This is a genomic window from Marinobacter sp. RI1 (assembly GCF_041155085.1).
Lineage (GTDB): Bacteria > Pseudomonadota > Gammaproteobacteria > Pseudomonadales > Oleiphilaceae > Marinobacter > Marinobacter nauticus.
Window position 1 is genome coordinate 2,218,505 of record NZ_AP031605.1, and the last position, 14,938, is coordinate 2,233,442.

Below are 14,938 nucleotides of genomic sequence, written 5' to 3' on the forward strand. Positions count from 1 at the left end.
TAACCGACGCGTGGCAGACAGGCTGGCCGCGTTTGCCGAGGTTGGCAAAAGCAAGAACAAAGACACGGGTCAGGATAATGGCAATGGCGGACACAACGGTCAGTCATAAAACTCCGGAGCCAGCCCCCGCCGTAGCCCGGCGGATATTGGTGTTGCTGGATGGTTCCAGGCGGAGTCTGGCAGCCCTGGAGGCTGCGGCAGACATTGCACGTGCGCAGCAAGCCGAAGTTCTGGGTATCTTTGTGGAGGAAGTAAGCCTGCTGCGTAGTGCCGGTTACGGTTTTGCCCGGGAAGTGGGCCGGAGTTCCGGCGTGGCGAGGCCCATGGATGTCGACGCTCTGGAAGTCCGGATGCAGGCAACTGCAGAGAAGCTTCGCCGCACTCTCGAGCGAACCCTGGCGCCCTGGGGTGTGGCCCAGGCACTGAGATTATGCCGGGGGGAAGTGGTAGAGCAGGTATTGGGGCTGGTACAGCCTGATGATTTGTTGGTGCTCGGCGGGGCTGGCTGGTCCGGTATTTCATCTTTCAAGCTGGGCTCAACCGCGCGGGGCCTGTTGCGGCAGGCGCCGGGAGATGTGCTGTTGTGGCCGGAATCGCGCTCATTACCACCGGGCAGGGTGGTGGTGTTGCTGAACCACGATCAGGGCGCGAATCATCGGGCTGTGCGGGTAGGCGTGGAGCTGGCCAGGCGTGGGCAGCGGGCGCTGACGGTTCTGGTGCGCTCAGACGCCGCTGATGATCGCGAATTTCTTGAGGAGCTTGCAGCCATGCTTGAAGCCGGGGGCATTGCTGCCCGGGTCAGGCGTTTGCCCAAAGCCGGTGCTGCTGCCATGGCGAGGGCCGTGCGGGAGGAGGGAGCAGCACAGCTGGTGATCAGCCGTCAGTGCAGCCTGTTTGAACAGCAAGGCGCGGAGTCCCTGCTTTGCCAACTGAATCTACCGGTCACCATCACGCCCTGAGCAAACCGCTGTTGTGCCGGCAGTTGTTCAGGCGGTCTCCCGGCTGCGAGCTTCCTCCAGCACCTCGGTTATTTCCCCGGCTGACAGGGTTTCCCTTTTCATGACGGCTCTGGCAAGGGCATCCAGTTCCTGCCGGTGTTCGGTCAGGAAGCTCACGGTAAAGGCTTCAAAGGCCAGTAATTGCGACTGGATTTCCGAGTCGATCATTTCCGCGAGTTTTTCGCTGTACTCCCGGGGCGCGCCCATTTCCCGGCCAAGGAACACATGTTCTTCGCCGATGCCCAGGCCCAGCGGGCCGATCTTTTCGCTCATGCCCCACTGGCCGACCATTCGTCTCAATAGTTTGGTGGCTTCTTTCAGGTCATTCTGGGCGCCGGTACTGACTTCCCCGTAGATGATTTTTTCGGCAGAACGCCCGCCCAGCATCACCTTGATGCGGTCCTCCAGGTAACTTTCGGTGTAATTGTATTTGTCTTCTTTCGGGGTCTGTTCGGTCACTCCCATGGCCATGCCGTGGGGAATAATGGTGATCTTGGTGAGAGGATCTGCCTTGGGCATGTAATAGGCCATAATGGCATGCCCGCATTCGTGGTAGGCCACGGCTTCACGCTCTTCCGGTGTTAACTGGGCGTCCCTTTCTTCACCCAGAATCAGGCGATCGTGGGCCACTTCAAAACAGTGGTTGTTTACCTCAACGAGGTTGTCGCGGGCGGCTGTAAGGGCCGCTTCGTTCACCAGGTTTTTCAGGTCGGCGCCGGAGAAGCCGGTCGTGCGTGCGGCCACCTGCGTCAGGTCCACATCCGCAGCCAGCGGCACCTTGCGCACATGTACCTTCAGAATAGCTTCCCGGGCCTCCCGGTGAGGGCGGTCCAGGGTGATTTTCCGGTCAAACCGGCCCGGGCGCAGCAGAGCGGTGTCCAATACATCCGGGCGGTTGGTGGCGGCCAGCACAAGAACGTTCTCATGGGCCTCGAAACCGTCCATTTCCGTGAGAATCTGGTTCAGGGTCTGTTCGCGCTCGTCGTGGCCGCCCCCCAGGCCAGCTCCCCGTGAGCGCCCGACGGCGTCCAGCTCATCGATAAAGATCAGTGCCGGTGCTTCCTTGCGAGCGGTCTGGAACATGTCCCGAACCCGTGCCGCGCCAACGCCCACGAACATTTCGATGAACTCGGAGGCGCTGATGCTGAAGAAGGGAACTTCCGCCTCGCCGGCAATGGCCCGCGCCAACAGGGTCTTGCCGGTGCCCGGCGGGCCAACCAGGAGAACCCCTTTAGGCATTACAGCGCCCAGGCGACGATACTTATCCGGAGACTTCAGAAAGTCGATAATTTCGGCAATGTCCCGTTTTGCGGACTCAATGCCCGCCACGTCGTCCAGTGTCGTGGTGGAGGTTTCTCTGCGGGCGCGGCGGGCCCTGGACTTGCCATAGTCAAAGGGGCCACCGCCCTGAGTCATGCGTTTCTGGGCGGCACCCCAGAACCAGAACATCAGCGCCAGTAACAGGATCCAGGGCAGGAAGCCCAGGATCAGCTCCTGCCACCAGGGGCGGCCGGAGCGGGAACCCCGAACCAGGACTTCCTGTCTTTCCAGTAGTGGTAGTAGCTCCGGGTCTTCCACCTGTGGCCTGAGCGTTATGAAACTGCTCGACGGTGGCCGGCTGTCGTTGGCAAACCGGCTGGCACCGGAATCCGTAAAGCGTCCGCTGATCTCTTCGGTGCGCAGGGTAACTTCGGCAACCTGGCCGCTTATTACGGCCTGTTTGAACTCGGAATAGGCCAGCTCCTGTTGTTGCTGCTGGTTGTTCCCCTGTAGCCACAGGAACATCAGGAAAATGGCCGCGCTCAACCACAGAAACGAGTACTGGTTGGGTATCGTCGGTTGCGGCTGCGGTGTCTGGTCCTGCTTTCCGGGTTCGTTGCTGGGTGTCATTTCGGCCTCCGGTCACCCTCCATGATTTTTGCTACAAACACCGATTTACCGTAGGTCTCGAAAGACCATTTCATGGTGTCTGAGAGCACCTTCATCACTTCGTCATACTCGCCGAAGATCTCGGTACTCATGCGACCAGGGAGGACCTCAAGGCTGGTCTGTTCCAGGCGTGCAATCAGATCCCAGATCGGTTGTTTGTAGTCGTCCTTGAGCGGATAGCAGCTCAGTTGTACGGAAAGATACATCAGTTACCTCCTGTCCGGGATGCGCCCGGTCAATATTGAATGGCTCAGAATCCCATGGCAGACGAAGTGCTGCGCCGGGGATCGGCTCCGCCGTATAGCGTGCCGTCTTCGCCAATCAGGATGCTCTGGATGGCACCCATGGCCGAGCCGGTGTTGATGGTGTGACCTCGCGCCCGGAGCAGATCCAGAGTGTCTGGGCTGATACCCTGTTCCACCCGAATCTCGTCCGGTAACCACTGGTGGTGGATGCGCGGCGCACTGACGGCTGTCTGTATGTTCATATTATGGTCGATCACATTCATGATCACCTGCAAGGTGGTGGTGATGATCCGGGAGCCGCCGGGGCTGCCGGTTACCAGGAAATTGCGGTCGTCCTTTCGTACGATGGTCGGCGACATGGAGCTGAGCATGCGTTTACCTGGCTCCACCTTGTTGGCTTCGCCGCCGATCAGGCCATAAGCATTGGGAACCCCCGGCTTGGCGCTGAAATCGTCCATCTCGTTATTGAGCAGAAAGCCGGCACCGGCCACGGTAATGCCCGAGCCATAGCTGAAATTGATGGTGTAGGTGTTTGATACCGCGTTGCCCCAGCGGTCCACCACCGAGAAGTGTGTGGTTTCCGGGCTTTCCCAGGGCCCAGGTTTTCCAGGCGCGATCTCGCTGGCGGGCCGGGCCTTGTCTGCCTTGATGGATGTGCGAAGTTGGTCGGCGTAGCCCTTGCTGGTCAGCCCTTCCAGCGGCACAGCTACGAAGTCTGTATCACCCAGGTATTCCGAGCGATCTGCGTATGCCAGTTTCATTGCCTCGGCCATGTGGTGGATAGTGTTTGCGGAGTTGTGCCCCCATTCGCCGATGGGGTAGTCCTCCAGAATGTTGAGGATCTGCACGATGTGAGTGCCGCCAGAGGAGGGCGGCGACATGGAGTAGATATCAAATCCCCGATAGGTGCCGTGGACCGGCTGGCGAACGGCCGGTTCGTAGTTGCGCAGGTCTTCCAGAGTCATCAGACCCTCGCCCCGTCGCATTTCCGCCACAATCAACTGTGCGGTTTCACCTTCATAGAAGCCTTTTACGCCCTGCTCGGCAATGCGCTGGAGGGTGTCGGCCAGTTCCGGCTGGCGAAACACTTCGCCAGGTTGTGGGGCCGATCCATCTTTTTTATAGAAGGTAGCGCGGGTGGCTGGCCAGCGTTCAAGGCGGTCCCGGGCCTGCTCCAGGCCTTCGGTGAATCGGTGGGGCACCACAAAGCCCTCCCGGGCCAGTCGAATCGCCGGGGCCAGGGCTTGGCTCAGGCTCAGGGTGCCGTGCCGCTCCAGTGCCAGCGCCAGCCCGGCTACGGTGCCGGGTACCCCGGTGGCCTTATGGCTGAACCGGCTGCGTTCGCTCACGACATTGCCGTCCTGATCCTGAAACATGGTTTCGGTGGCTGCAGCCGGTGCGGTTTCGCGATAATCAATGGCTTCCGGGGCATCGCCGTTACCGGGCGAGTAGACCAGAAAGCCGCCACCGCCAATATTGCCGGAACGGGGTTGGGTGACGGCCAGGGCGAAGCCGGCGGTAACAGCGGCATCAATGGCGTTGCCTCCGTCTTTCAATACCTTCAGGGCAACCTCTGTGGCCAGGGTGTGGCTGGTGGCAACCATACCCTGGGTGCCCTGAACCGGATGGAAACGTTCCCCTTCCAGAATGGCCTGTTCGTTGGCGCTTGTGTTGTAGGCGAGCAGGAAAAGCATCAGCGCGGTTGTCGCTCTCCAGAGCCGCCTGTGGCTGATTTTCGAAGCGGGGCTGTAGATCACTCTGTCCATGGTCGGATTCCTCGTTTCTGGCTGTCAGATAGGCTATCATAGCCGGTCATTTTTACCGGTGCGTACCGACCATCGCCGTGAATGTCCGGTTTGTGGTTTCCTGTCGCGCCCGCTTTCCCCGGATTCAAGTTAAGGAAAGGCTTCATGGAGCATACCTATCGTCTTGTTATTTCCTGCCCGGACAGGGTCGGGATTGTTGCCAAGGTGAGTAATTTTCTGTCCACCTATAACGGCTGGATTACCGAGGCGAGCCACCACTCCGATACCCAGGCCGGCTGGTTTTTCATGCGGCATGAAATCAAGGCCGAATCGATACCGTTCGGGCTGGATCAGTTCCGTGCCGCCTTTGAGCCGATTGCCCGCGAGTTCAACATGAACTGGCACATTGCCGATTCCGCGCGCCCCAAGCGGGTTATCCTGATGTGCAGCAAGGAATCACACTGCCTCGCCGATCTGTTGCACCGCTGGCACAGCAAAGAGCTCAACTGCGAGATCGTTGCGGTGATTTCCAACCACGATGATCTGCGCCGTATGGTGGAGTGGCACGAGATTCCTTACCACCATGTGCCGGTGAGTAAAGAGAACAAGGCTGAGGCCTTCGCCCATATCGACGAGCTGTTCCAGCAATACGAAACCGACGTGGTGGTCCTGGCCCGTTACATGCAGATTCTGCCTGCCGAGCTGTGCGGAAAGTACTCCGGCAAGGTGATCAATATTCACCACAGCTTCCTGCCGTCGTTTGCGGGTGCCCGCCCATACCATCAGGCCTACAGCCGGGGTGTGAAGCTGATTGGTGCCACCTGCCACTATGTCACCCAGGATCTGGACGAGGGCCCGATCATCGAGCAGGACGTCATTCGGATCAGTCACAGCGACTCCATCGAAGACATGGTTCGCCTGGGTAAGGATGTGGAGAAAAATGTTCTGGCCCGGGGCCTGCGGTCCCACATTGAAGACCGCGTGATTACCTACGAAAACAAGACCGTGGTGTTTGATTAAGGCTTTACCACAGTTGCCCCCGGTGGGGGCGGTCTGTGGTATGCTTGGCGGCTTGTTGAAGAATAAAGACGGGGCCCGGAAACGGCCCCGGAACGACTTCCAGATAACGCAAAGGAACCTTTCTCGATGGGTGAGTTAGCCAAAGAGATCCTGCCGGTCAATATTGAAGACGAGTTGAAACAGTCCTACCTCGACTACGCCATGAGCGTTATCGTTGGCCGGGCATTACCCGATGTCCGGGACGGCCTGAAGCCGGTACACCGCCGGGTGCTGTTCGCCATGTCCGAGTTGGGTAACGACTGGAACAAGGCCTACAAGAAGTCCGCCCGTGTGGTGGGTGACGTTATCGGTAAATATCACCCCCACGGTGACTCTGCGGTATACGACACCATCGTTCGAATGGCCCAGCCATTCTCCCTGCGCTACCCGCTGGTAGACGGCCAGGGTAACTTCGGTTCCATCGACGGCGACAATGCCGCCGCCATGCGTTACACCGAAATCCGCATGGAGAAGATCGCCCATTCGCTGCTGGCGGATCTCGACAAGGAAACCGTCGATTACGTAGACAACTACGACGGCACCGAACGTATTCCGGAAGTCCTGCCGACCCGTGTGCCTAACCTGCTAGTGAACGGCTCCTCCGGTATTGCCGTGGGTATGGCGACCAATATTCCACCCCACAACCTGACGGAAGTGGTGAACGGCTGCCTGGCACTGATCGATAACCCGGATCTCACGGTCGATGAGCTGATGGAATTCATCCCGGGCCCGGACTTCCCCACCCAGGGCATCATCAATGGCCGTGCCGGTATCGTGGAAGCATACCGCACAGGACGTGGCCGCATTTATATCCGTGCCCGCCACGAGATTGAGCAGGACAAGAAGACCGGCCGCGAATCCATCATCATCACCGAGCTGCCTTACCAGCTGAACAAGGCCCGTCTGATCGAGAAGATCGCGGAACTGGTGAAGGAAAAGCGCCTGGAAGGTATCTCTGAGCTGCGTGATGAATCGAACAAGGAAGGTATCCGGGTTGTGATCGAATTGCGTCGGGGCGAGAACCCGGATGTGATCATCAACAATCTGTTCGCCCAGACTCAGCTGGAAACCGTGTTCGGTATCAACATGGTGGCGCTGATCAACGGCGAGCCCAAGACCCTGAACCTGAAAGAAATGCTCGATGCGTTTGTGCGTCATCGTCGGGAAGTGGTCACCCGCCGCACCATTTATGAGCTGCGCAAGGCTCGTGAGCGGGGCCATATTCTGGAAGGTCTCACCGTTGCCCTGGCCAACATTGATGAAATCATCGAGTTGATCAAACAGTCGCCCTCTGCTGCAGAAGCGAAAGAAAAGCTGATGGACAAGGGCTGGGCGCCTGGCGACGTACTCGCGATGTTGGAGCGTGCAGGTGAAGATGCTTGCCGCCCGGATGATTTGCCGGAGATTTATGGCCTCCGAGAAGGCCTGTACCACCTGTCGCCGGAGCAGGCCCAGGCGATTCTGGATCTGCGACTGCACCGCCTGACCGGTCTGGAAACCGAAAAGCTCCAGAACGAGTACAAGGAAATCCTGGAGAAGATTGCCGATCTGCTGGATATCCTGGGCGACCCCGAGCGTCTGATGCAGGTGATTCGTGACGAACTGGCAGAAATTGTCAGCCAGTATGGCGATGAGCGCCGTACCGAGATCACCAGCTCCCGTCGCGACCTGACCATCGCAGACCTGATCGACGAAGAAGATCTGGTGGTGACTATTTCCCACAGTGGCTATGCCAAGACCCAGGCCGTTGAGGATTACCAGGCCCAGCGCCGTGGTGGCCGGGGTAAAGCGGCAACGTCGATGAAGGACGAAGACTTTATCGAGAAGCTGCTGGTTGCGAATTCCCACGACACCATTCTGTGCTTCTCCAACAAGGGTAAGGTGTACTGGCTGCGGGTGTTCGAGATTCCCCGCGGTAGCCGTGGCTCCCGTGGTCGCCCCATGGTCAACATTCTGCCGCTGGACGAAGGAGAGCGTATTACCACCTTCCTGCCGGTACGGGATTACCCGGAAGATCAGTTTGTGCTGATGGCCACCTCGGCCGGTGTGGTCAAGAAGACACCGCTGCCGAACTTCTCGCGCCCACGCAGCAGTGGCCTGATTGCCCTGAATCTCGATGAGGGTGACACCCTGATTGGTGCCGCCATTACCGATGGTTCTGCCGAAGTGATGCTGTTCTCCAGTGCCGGTAAAGCGGTGCGCTTCCAGGAAGAGCAGGTTCGCCCGATGAGCAGGACGGCTCGTGGTGTCCGCGGTATCAAGATGCCGGAAGGCCACCATGTCGTGTCCCTGATCATTCCGCAGGAAGGCGGTGTGATTCTGACGGCCAGTGAGCATGGTTATGGCAAGCGCACGGCCATTGATGAATTCCCGGCCTACAGCCGTGGCAGTCAGGGCGTTATCGCCATGCAGTGCTCCGAGCGAAACGGTAATCTGGTGACTGCGCTGCAACTGTTTGATGGCGACCAGATGATGCTGATCTCCGACAAGGGCACACTGGTGCGTACCCGCACTGATGAGGTGTCGGTACTGAGCCGGAATACCCAGGGCGTGCGTCTGATCCGTCTGGCCCAGGAAGATGAGCGCCTGGTGGGTGTGGAGCGGATTGCAGAATCCGATGATGAAGAAGAAGTGGAAGGCGAGGAAACCGAAGAATGAGCAGGGCGTTCAATTTCTGTGCTGGTCCGGCCACCTTGCCGGAAGCTGTGCTGAAGCAGGCCCAGAGCGAAATGCTCGATTGGCGCGGCACCGGCATGTCGGTGATGGAGATGAGCCATCGCAGCGATGAGTTTGTTGCCATTGCAGAAGCGGCTGAGAAGGATCTCCGTGAATTGGCCGGTATTTCAGATGATTACGCTGTACTCTTCATGCAGGGTGGAGCTTCCAGCCAGTTCTCGACCATTCCGCTGAATCTGCTTGGTGACAAGGCCTCGGCCGATTACGTGAACACCGGTATCTGGTCGAAAAAGGCCATTGCCGAAGCCAAGCGCTACGGTAATGTGAATGTGGTTGCCAGCTCTGAAGACAGCGGGTTTACCACCATTCCGGATCAGTCCGGCTGGAATACCAGTGCCGATGCCGCTTACCTGCATTACACGCCGAACGAAACCATCGGTGGCCTGGAATACGATTTTATTCCGGACAGTGGCAATGTGCCGCTGGTGGCGGATATGTCTTCCACCATGCTGTCCCGGCCGCTGGATATCAGCAAATTCGGTCTGATCTATGCCGGCGCCCAGAAGAACATCGGCCCCTCGGGCCTGGTGGTGGTAATTATCCGTAAGGATCTCCTGGGTAAGGCCCGGAAAGAGACGCCGACCATGATGAACTATCAGGTCATCGCCGATAACGGCTCCATGTACAACACCCCGGCGACCTATTCCTGGTACCTGTCCGGGCTGGTGTTCAAGTGGCTGAAAGAGCAGGGCGGTGTTCAAGCCATGGGCGAGATGAACGCCCGGAAAGCAAAGAAGCTGTATGGCTTCATTGATGCCAACGATTTCTACGCCAACCCCATTGAACCACGCTTCCGCTCCTGGATGAACGTACCGTTCACTCTGGCCGATGATGCGCTTAATGCTGAATTTCTGAAAGGCGCTGAAGCCCGGCATCTGCTCAACCTGCAGGGGCATCGCTCCGTCGGTGGTATGCGTGCCAGCATCTACAACGCTATGCCGGAAGAAGGTGTCGACGCCCTGATCGACTACATGGCGGAATTTGCGAAGGAGCGGGGCTGATCATGACGGATGAGAAGACCCGCCTGGGGGAATTAAGGGAGGAGATCGACGCCCTCGATCAGCAGATCATGGAGCTGATCAGTGCCCGGGCGAAATGTGCGCAGGAAGTGGCCCATGTCAAAATGGCGGCCAATCCCGGTGAGGATGTATTCTTTTACCGGCCTGAGCGCGAAGCTCAGGTGTTGCGCCGGATCAAGGAAAAGAACCCGGGGCCTTTGCCCGCTGAAGAGATGGCGCGGCTGTTCCGTGAGATCATGTCGGCTTGCCTGGCGCTGGAAAAGCCCATGCATATTGCCTTCCTGGGCCCGGTAGGCACCTTCACCCAGGCGGCGGCGCTCAAACACTTCGGCCACTCTGTCGTCAGCGTGCCGCTGCCTGCGATTGATGCGGTATTCCGCGAGGTGGAATCCGGTGCGGCGCATTACGGTGTGGTGCCGGTGGAGAATTCCACTGAGGGTATGATCAATCACACCCTGGATATGTTCATGTCTTCGCCGTTGAAAATCTGCGGTGAGGTGCAGCTTCGCATTCATCATCATCTGCTGGTATCGCCGAAGCACAAGGATGAGGAAATTACCCGCATCTATTCCCATCAGCAGTCGTTCGCCCAGTGCCGGCAGTGGCTGGATACACATCGCTACGGTATTGAGCGTATTACCGTTTCCAGCAATGCCGAGGCGGCGCGCCGCGCGGCTGAAGAGCCGGGCGCGGCGGCGATTGCCGGAGATATGGCGGCGGAGCTGTACGGTCTGGAAAAGCTGGCTAACAGCATTGAGGATCGCCCGGACAATACCACCCGCTTCCTGATCATTGGGCGGGAAGAGGTGCCGGCCAGTGGCCAGGACAAGTCCTCGATTCTGGTCTCCATGCGCAACAAACCGGGCGCTCTGTATCAGCTGCTGGAGCCGTTCCACCGTCACGGCATCAGTCTGACACGGATTGAAACGCGGCCTTCGCCCAGTGGCACCTGGGCTTATGTTTTCTACATTGATTTCGAAGGTCACATGCAGGATGACAGGATCAGCAAGGTACTGGCTGAAATTGATGAAGAAGCCGTGGAGCTGAAGCGCCTGGGGTCCTATCCCATCGGCGTACTTTGATTTCAAATGTCGATCCTGAGGAGAGTTCAATGTCAGTGGATTACCAGAGTCTTGCGGTAAAAGGTGTTCAGGCTCTGTCTCCGTACCAGCCCGGCAAGCCGATTGAAGAGCTGGCCCGGGAGCTGGGATTGAATCCGTCGGAGATCATCAAGCTGGCCAGCAATGAGAACCCGCTTGGGCCGAGTGAGAAAGCGGTATCGGCCGCCCGAAATGCCCTCGACGAAATGTGCCTGTACCCGGACGGCAATGGCTTTGATCTGAAGCAGGCTCTGGCCTGTCGCTTTGGCGTGGAAATGAGCCAGATCACCCTCGGGAATGGTTCCAACGATGTGCTGGAAGTCATTGCCCGGTGTTTCGTCGACTCTGATAGCGAAGTGGTGTTTTCCCAGTATGCCTTCGCAGTATACCCGCTGGTAACCCAGGCGATTGGCGCCCGAGGTGTGGCGGTGCCTGCAAAAGACTGGGGGCATGATCTGGATGCCATGGCCGACGCGGTGACCGAGCGCACCAAGCTGGTGTTTGTTGCTAATCCGAATAATCCCACCGGTACCGTGCACACCGCCGATGCGATTGAAGCGTTTCTGGATCGTATCCCTGAACAGGTTTTGGTTGTTCTGGATGAGGCCTACTGCGAATACCTTGTTGGTGACGAGTACCCGGATGGTATTCGACTGCTGGACAAATACCCGAACCTGATTGTCTGCCGCACCTTTTCCAAGGCGTGGGGGCTTGCAGCGTTGCGAGTGGGCTACAGCATCAGTTCTCCGGCCATTGCTGACATCCTGAACCGGGTTCGCCAGCCATTCAATGTCGATACCGTTGCCCTGGCGGCGGCCACAGCTGTTCTTGAGGATGAAGCCTATCTGCAGAAATCCCGGGAGGTGAACGAAGCCGGCCTGCAACAACTGGCGGAAGGCTTCGATCGCATGGGGCTTCCCTACATCCCTTCGGCAGGCAACTTCATTGCCGTGGAAGTGGGTGAGCCAGCCGCCGGTATCTATCAGGCCTTGTTGGCCCATGGCGTGATTGTTCGGCCCGTCGCTGGTTATGGCATGCCCCGGCACCTGCGTGTATCGGTCGGCCTTCCGCAAGAAAATGAACGTTTTCTTGATGCGCTGGCTGAGGCATTGGCGTCAGCAGGGCTGGGGGCATGAAGTGACAGTTCCGAGTGCGCCTTTTCGTCGGGTTGCGGTTATCGGCCTGGGGCTGATTGGCGGTTCTCTGGCCAGCGCCATACGCACGCAACAGCTTGCGGGAATGGTGACCGGTTTTGATACCCGTCAGGATGAACTGGCTCTCGGCGTTGAACTGGGTGTAATAGACGAGGCTGCGGATTCCATCGAGCAGGCCGTAAAGGGCAGTGATCTGGTGGTGTTGGCCGTTCCGGTGCGGGCCACCCGTGCGGTGTTGGAACAAATTCGGCCCGTTCTCGAAGAGGGCGCCATCCTTTCTGATGTGGGTAGTACCAAGTCCAGTTTTGTTGCTGATGTGGAGGCAGTGTTTGGTGAGCTGCCGCCCTGGGTAATACCCGGCCATCCCATTGCCGGTTCCGAGAAGAGCGGTATCCGTGCGGCCCGGCCCGATCTCTTTGCCAATCACAAGGTGATCCTGACGCCGTCGCAAAATGCCGACCAAGATGGCCTGAATCGTTTGCGGACCGTCTGGGAAGGTGCCGGTGCGACCGTGCTTACCATGTCGGTGGGGTATCACGATGAGGTGCTCGCGGCCACCAGCCATTTACCCCACCTGATCGCTTTTTCGCTGGTAGACACTCTGGCGGGCGAAGATGAGAATATGGATATCTTCCGCTATGCCGCAGGTGGGTTCCGTGATTTTACCCGGATTGCCGCAAGCGATCCGGTGATGTGGCACGACATTTTTCTCTCCAATCGGGATGCCGTACTCCGGGTAATAGACCACTTTACCGAAGATCTGGATCAACTCCGCGCTGCCATTGCCTGTGGCGATGGTGCCACGTTGCTCAGGGTTTTCAGCCGTGCCAAGGCGGCGCGGGAACATTTTTCCAAAATGCTTTCAGGACAGGCGTACGTGACTAACAACAGCGATAAACAGGTGACTTTCCAAATGCAGCCGGGCGGCACCGTGAGAGGTGACATCCGGGTTCCGGGCGACAAGTCCATGTCTCACCGTTCCATCATGCTCGGTGCCCTGGCTGAGGGGACAACCGAAGTGAAGGGCTTCCTGGAGGGGGAGGACAGTCTTGCCACCCTGCAGGCGTTCCGGGATATGGGCGTCACCATCGAAGGTCCGGATGACGGCTTCGTGCGCATTCACGGCGTCGGTATGAAAGGCCTGCAGGCGCCCCGTGGCCCGTTGTATCTGGGTAACTCGGGTACGGCCATGCGCCTGTTTGCCGGATTGCTGGCCGCTCAGCCCTTCGATTCTGAGCTCACGGGCGATGCCAGTTTGTCGAAGCGGCCTATGGGGCGCGTGGCAGATCCACTGCGTGCCATGGGAGCGGTCATCGACACCGGTGAGGGTGGTCGGCCGCCGTTGAAGATTCGGGGTGGACATGCACTCACTGGCATTCATTACGAAATGCCGGTGGCCAGTGCCCAGGTGAAATCCTGTCTGCTGCTGGCGGGACTCTACGCTGAGGGTGTTACCTCGGTGACTGAGCCGGCGCCAACCCGGGATCATACCGAGCGCATGCTGGAGGGTTTCGGTTACCACGTTCACCGCGATGGTGCGACTGCCAGTGTCACCGGTGGAGGCAAACTGTCTGCTTGCGCCATTGATGTGCCGGCTGATATTTCCTCGGCCGCGTTTTTCCTGGTGGCGGCCAGTATTGCCGAAGATTCTGACCTGACGCTTCGCCACGTTGGCATGAACCCCACCCGTGTAGGTGTAATCAATATCCTGAAACAGATGGGTGCCAACATTGAAGTGTTCAATGAGAAGGTCATCGGTGGAGAGCCGGTAGCCGATCTTCGGGTACAGTCAGCCCGTTTGAAGGGCATCGACATTCCGGAAGAGCAGGTGCCGCTGGCTATCGACGAGTTCCCGGTATTGTTTATCGCTGCAACTTGTGCCGAAGGGCGCACGGTATTGCGCGGCGCCGAGGAACTTCGGGTGAAAGAGAGTGATCGTATCCAGGTGATGGCGGACGGTCTCGCGGCTCTGGGTGTGGAGACCACCGTGACACCCGACGGCATCATTATAGATGGCGGCCAGGAAATAGGCGGCGGTACCGTGGAAAGCCATGGTGATCATCGCATTTCCATGTCGTTTGCGGTGGCATCATTGCGCGCAACCGGACCTATCCGGATCAACGATTGCGCCAACGTGGCTACATCGTTCCCGGGTTTTGTTGATCTGGCATTGCAGACAGGTATTCGAATTAACGCAGAAGGTAGTGATTGATGAGTAATAGCAAGGCACCGGTAATTACGGTTGACGGCCCTGGCGGTTCTGGCAAGGGTACCGTTACCCAGATGTTGGCCCGCAAACTGGGCTGGCATCTGCTCGACAGTGGTGCCTTGTATCGGCTGACGGCCCTGGCGGCTGCCCGCCAAGGGGTTGCGCTGGACGACGAGCCGGCACTGGTTCGGGTTGCCGCAGGGCTCGATGTTGCGTTCATGCCGACGCCTCCGGGTGAGCCTGCGAAGGTTCTGTTGGCCGGGGAAGATGTTACCTCCGAAATCCGCACCGAGACCTGCGGTGATAACGCGTCAAAAGTCGCCGTCATGCAACCGGTGCGCGATGCCTTGTTGCAGCGCCAGCGGGATTTCCGGGTGGCGCCCGGGCTGGTGGCCGATGGGCGCGATATGGGTACGGTGGTCTTTCCGGATGCACCGGTCAAAATCTTCCTGACCGCCAGTGCCGAGGAGCGGGCCCGCAGGCGCTACAATCAGTTGAAGGAAGCAGGTGTCGATGTTAACATTGACGCCCTTTTAGAGGAGATACGGGTACGTGACGAGCGGGATATGAACCGTTCTGCGGCCCCCCTCAAGCCTGCAGATGATGCGCAAGTCATTGATTCTACGGGTTTGAGTATCGAAGAGGTGTTAGACAGGTGTATGGCCGCAGCAGGTCAGGCCTGACTACACCTTTTTGTCGTTGAAATGCCGGAACAGCGTACTCTGCCAGCCGCTGGCTGATTCC

The 14,938-nt window shown here is 58.6% G+C and carries 11 protein-coding genes; 8 read left to right on the forward strand and 3 right to left on the reverse strand.

Annotated elements, in window-relative coordinates:
* Positions 1-83: 83 nt before the first annotated feature.
* Positions 84-959: a universal stress protein gene (locus tag ACAM27_RS09935; protein ID WP_369611880.1), complete on the forward strand. Its 876-nt coding sequence runs from the start codon at positions 84-86 to the stop codon at positions 957-959.
* Positions 960-986: 27 nt separating this feature from the next.
* Here ACAM27_RS09935 and ftsH read toward each other — a convergent pair whose 3' ends face one another.
* From ftsH to ggt, 3 genes are read right to left on the reverse strand one after another with little or no spacing between them, the layout of a single operon-like run.
* Complete coding sequence (ftsH, locus tag ACAM27_RS09940) at positions 987-2,888, reverse strand: ATP-dependent zinc metalloprotease FtsH (RefSeq protein WP_369611881.1); 1,902 nt, start codon at positions 2,886-2,888, stop codon at positions 987-989.
* The gene (locus ACAM27_RS09945) at positions 2,885-3,133 is read right to left on the reverse strand and encodes a hypothetical protein (RefSeq protein ID WP_369611882.1); all 249 of its coding nucleotides are present in this window, start codon (positions 3,131-3,133) and stop codon (positions 2,885-2,887) included. The genes ftsH and ACAM27_RS09945 overlap by 4 nt, the downstream gene beginning before the upstream one ends.
* Positions 3,134-3,177: 44 nt before the next feature.
* On the reverse strand, positions 3,178-4,938 hold the full coding sequence (gene ggt / locus ACAM27_RS09950) for a gamma-glutamyltransferase (protein ID WP_369611883.1): 1,761 nt from the start codon (positions 4,936-4,938) through the stop codon (positions 3,178-3,180).
* A gap of 144 nt (positions 4,939-5,082) precedes the next feature.
* On the opposite strand from ggt, the gene purU reads away from it, so the two are divergent.
* The 7 genes from purU (at position 5,083) to cmk (ending at position 14,877) form a co-directional block, all read left to right on the forward strand.
* A complete protein-coding gene (gene purU / locus ACAM27_RS09955) occupies positions 5,083-5,937 on the forward strand; it encodes a formyltetrahydrofolate deformylase (protein ID WP_011784530.1) in 855 nt (284 codons plus the stop codon).
* Positions 5,938-6,063: 126 nt separating this feature from the next.
* A complete protein-coding gene (gene gyrA, locus ACAM27_RS09960) occupies positions 6,064-8,634 on the forward strand; it encodes a DNA gyrase subunit A (protein WP_014421825.1) in 2,571 nt (856 codons plus the stop codon).
* Entirely contained in the window at positions 8,631-9,713 is a 1,083-nt protein-coding gene (serC, locus tag ACAM27_RS09965; RefSeq protein ID WP_014421824.1) for a 3-phosphoserine/phosphohydroxythreonine transaminase, read from the forward strand. The genes gyrA and serC overlap by 4 nt, the downstream gene beginning before the upstream one ends.
* Positions 9,714-9,715: 2 nt before the next feature.
* Positions 9,716-10,813, forward strand: coding sequence for a prephenate dehydratase (gene pheA / locus ACAM27_RS09970; RefSeq protein WP_011784533.1), 1,098 nt, complete (start codon positions 9,716-9,718; stop codon positions 10,811-10,813).
* Between the two features lie 29 nt (positions 10,814-10,842).
* Positions 10,843-11,967: a histidinol-phosphate transaminase gene (gene hisC, locus ACAM27_RS09975; protein WP_369611884.1), complete on the forward strand. Its 1,125-nt coding sequence runs from the start codon at positions 10,843-10,845 to the stop codon at positions 11,965-11,967.
* 1 nt (position 11,968) lies between these two features.
* Complete coding sequence (locus ACAM27_RS09980) at positions 11,969-14,197, forward strand: bifunctional prephenate dehydrogenase/3-phosphoshikimate 1-carboxyvinyltransferase (RefSeq protein WP_369611885.1); 2,229 nt, start codon at positions 11,969-11,971, stop codon at positions 14,195-14,197.
* Positions 14,197-14,877 carry a (d)CMP kinase gene (gene cmk, locus ACAM27_RS09985; RefSeq protein WP_023008146.1) on the forward strand — a complete coding sequence of 227 codons (681 nt, stop codon included), beginning with the start codon at positions 14,197-14,199 and terminating at the stop codon, positions 14,875-14,877. Before ACAM27_RS09980 ends, cmk begins: the two co-directional genes overlap by 1 nt.
* The last annotated feature ends 61 nt before the right edge of the window (positions 14,878-14,938 follow it).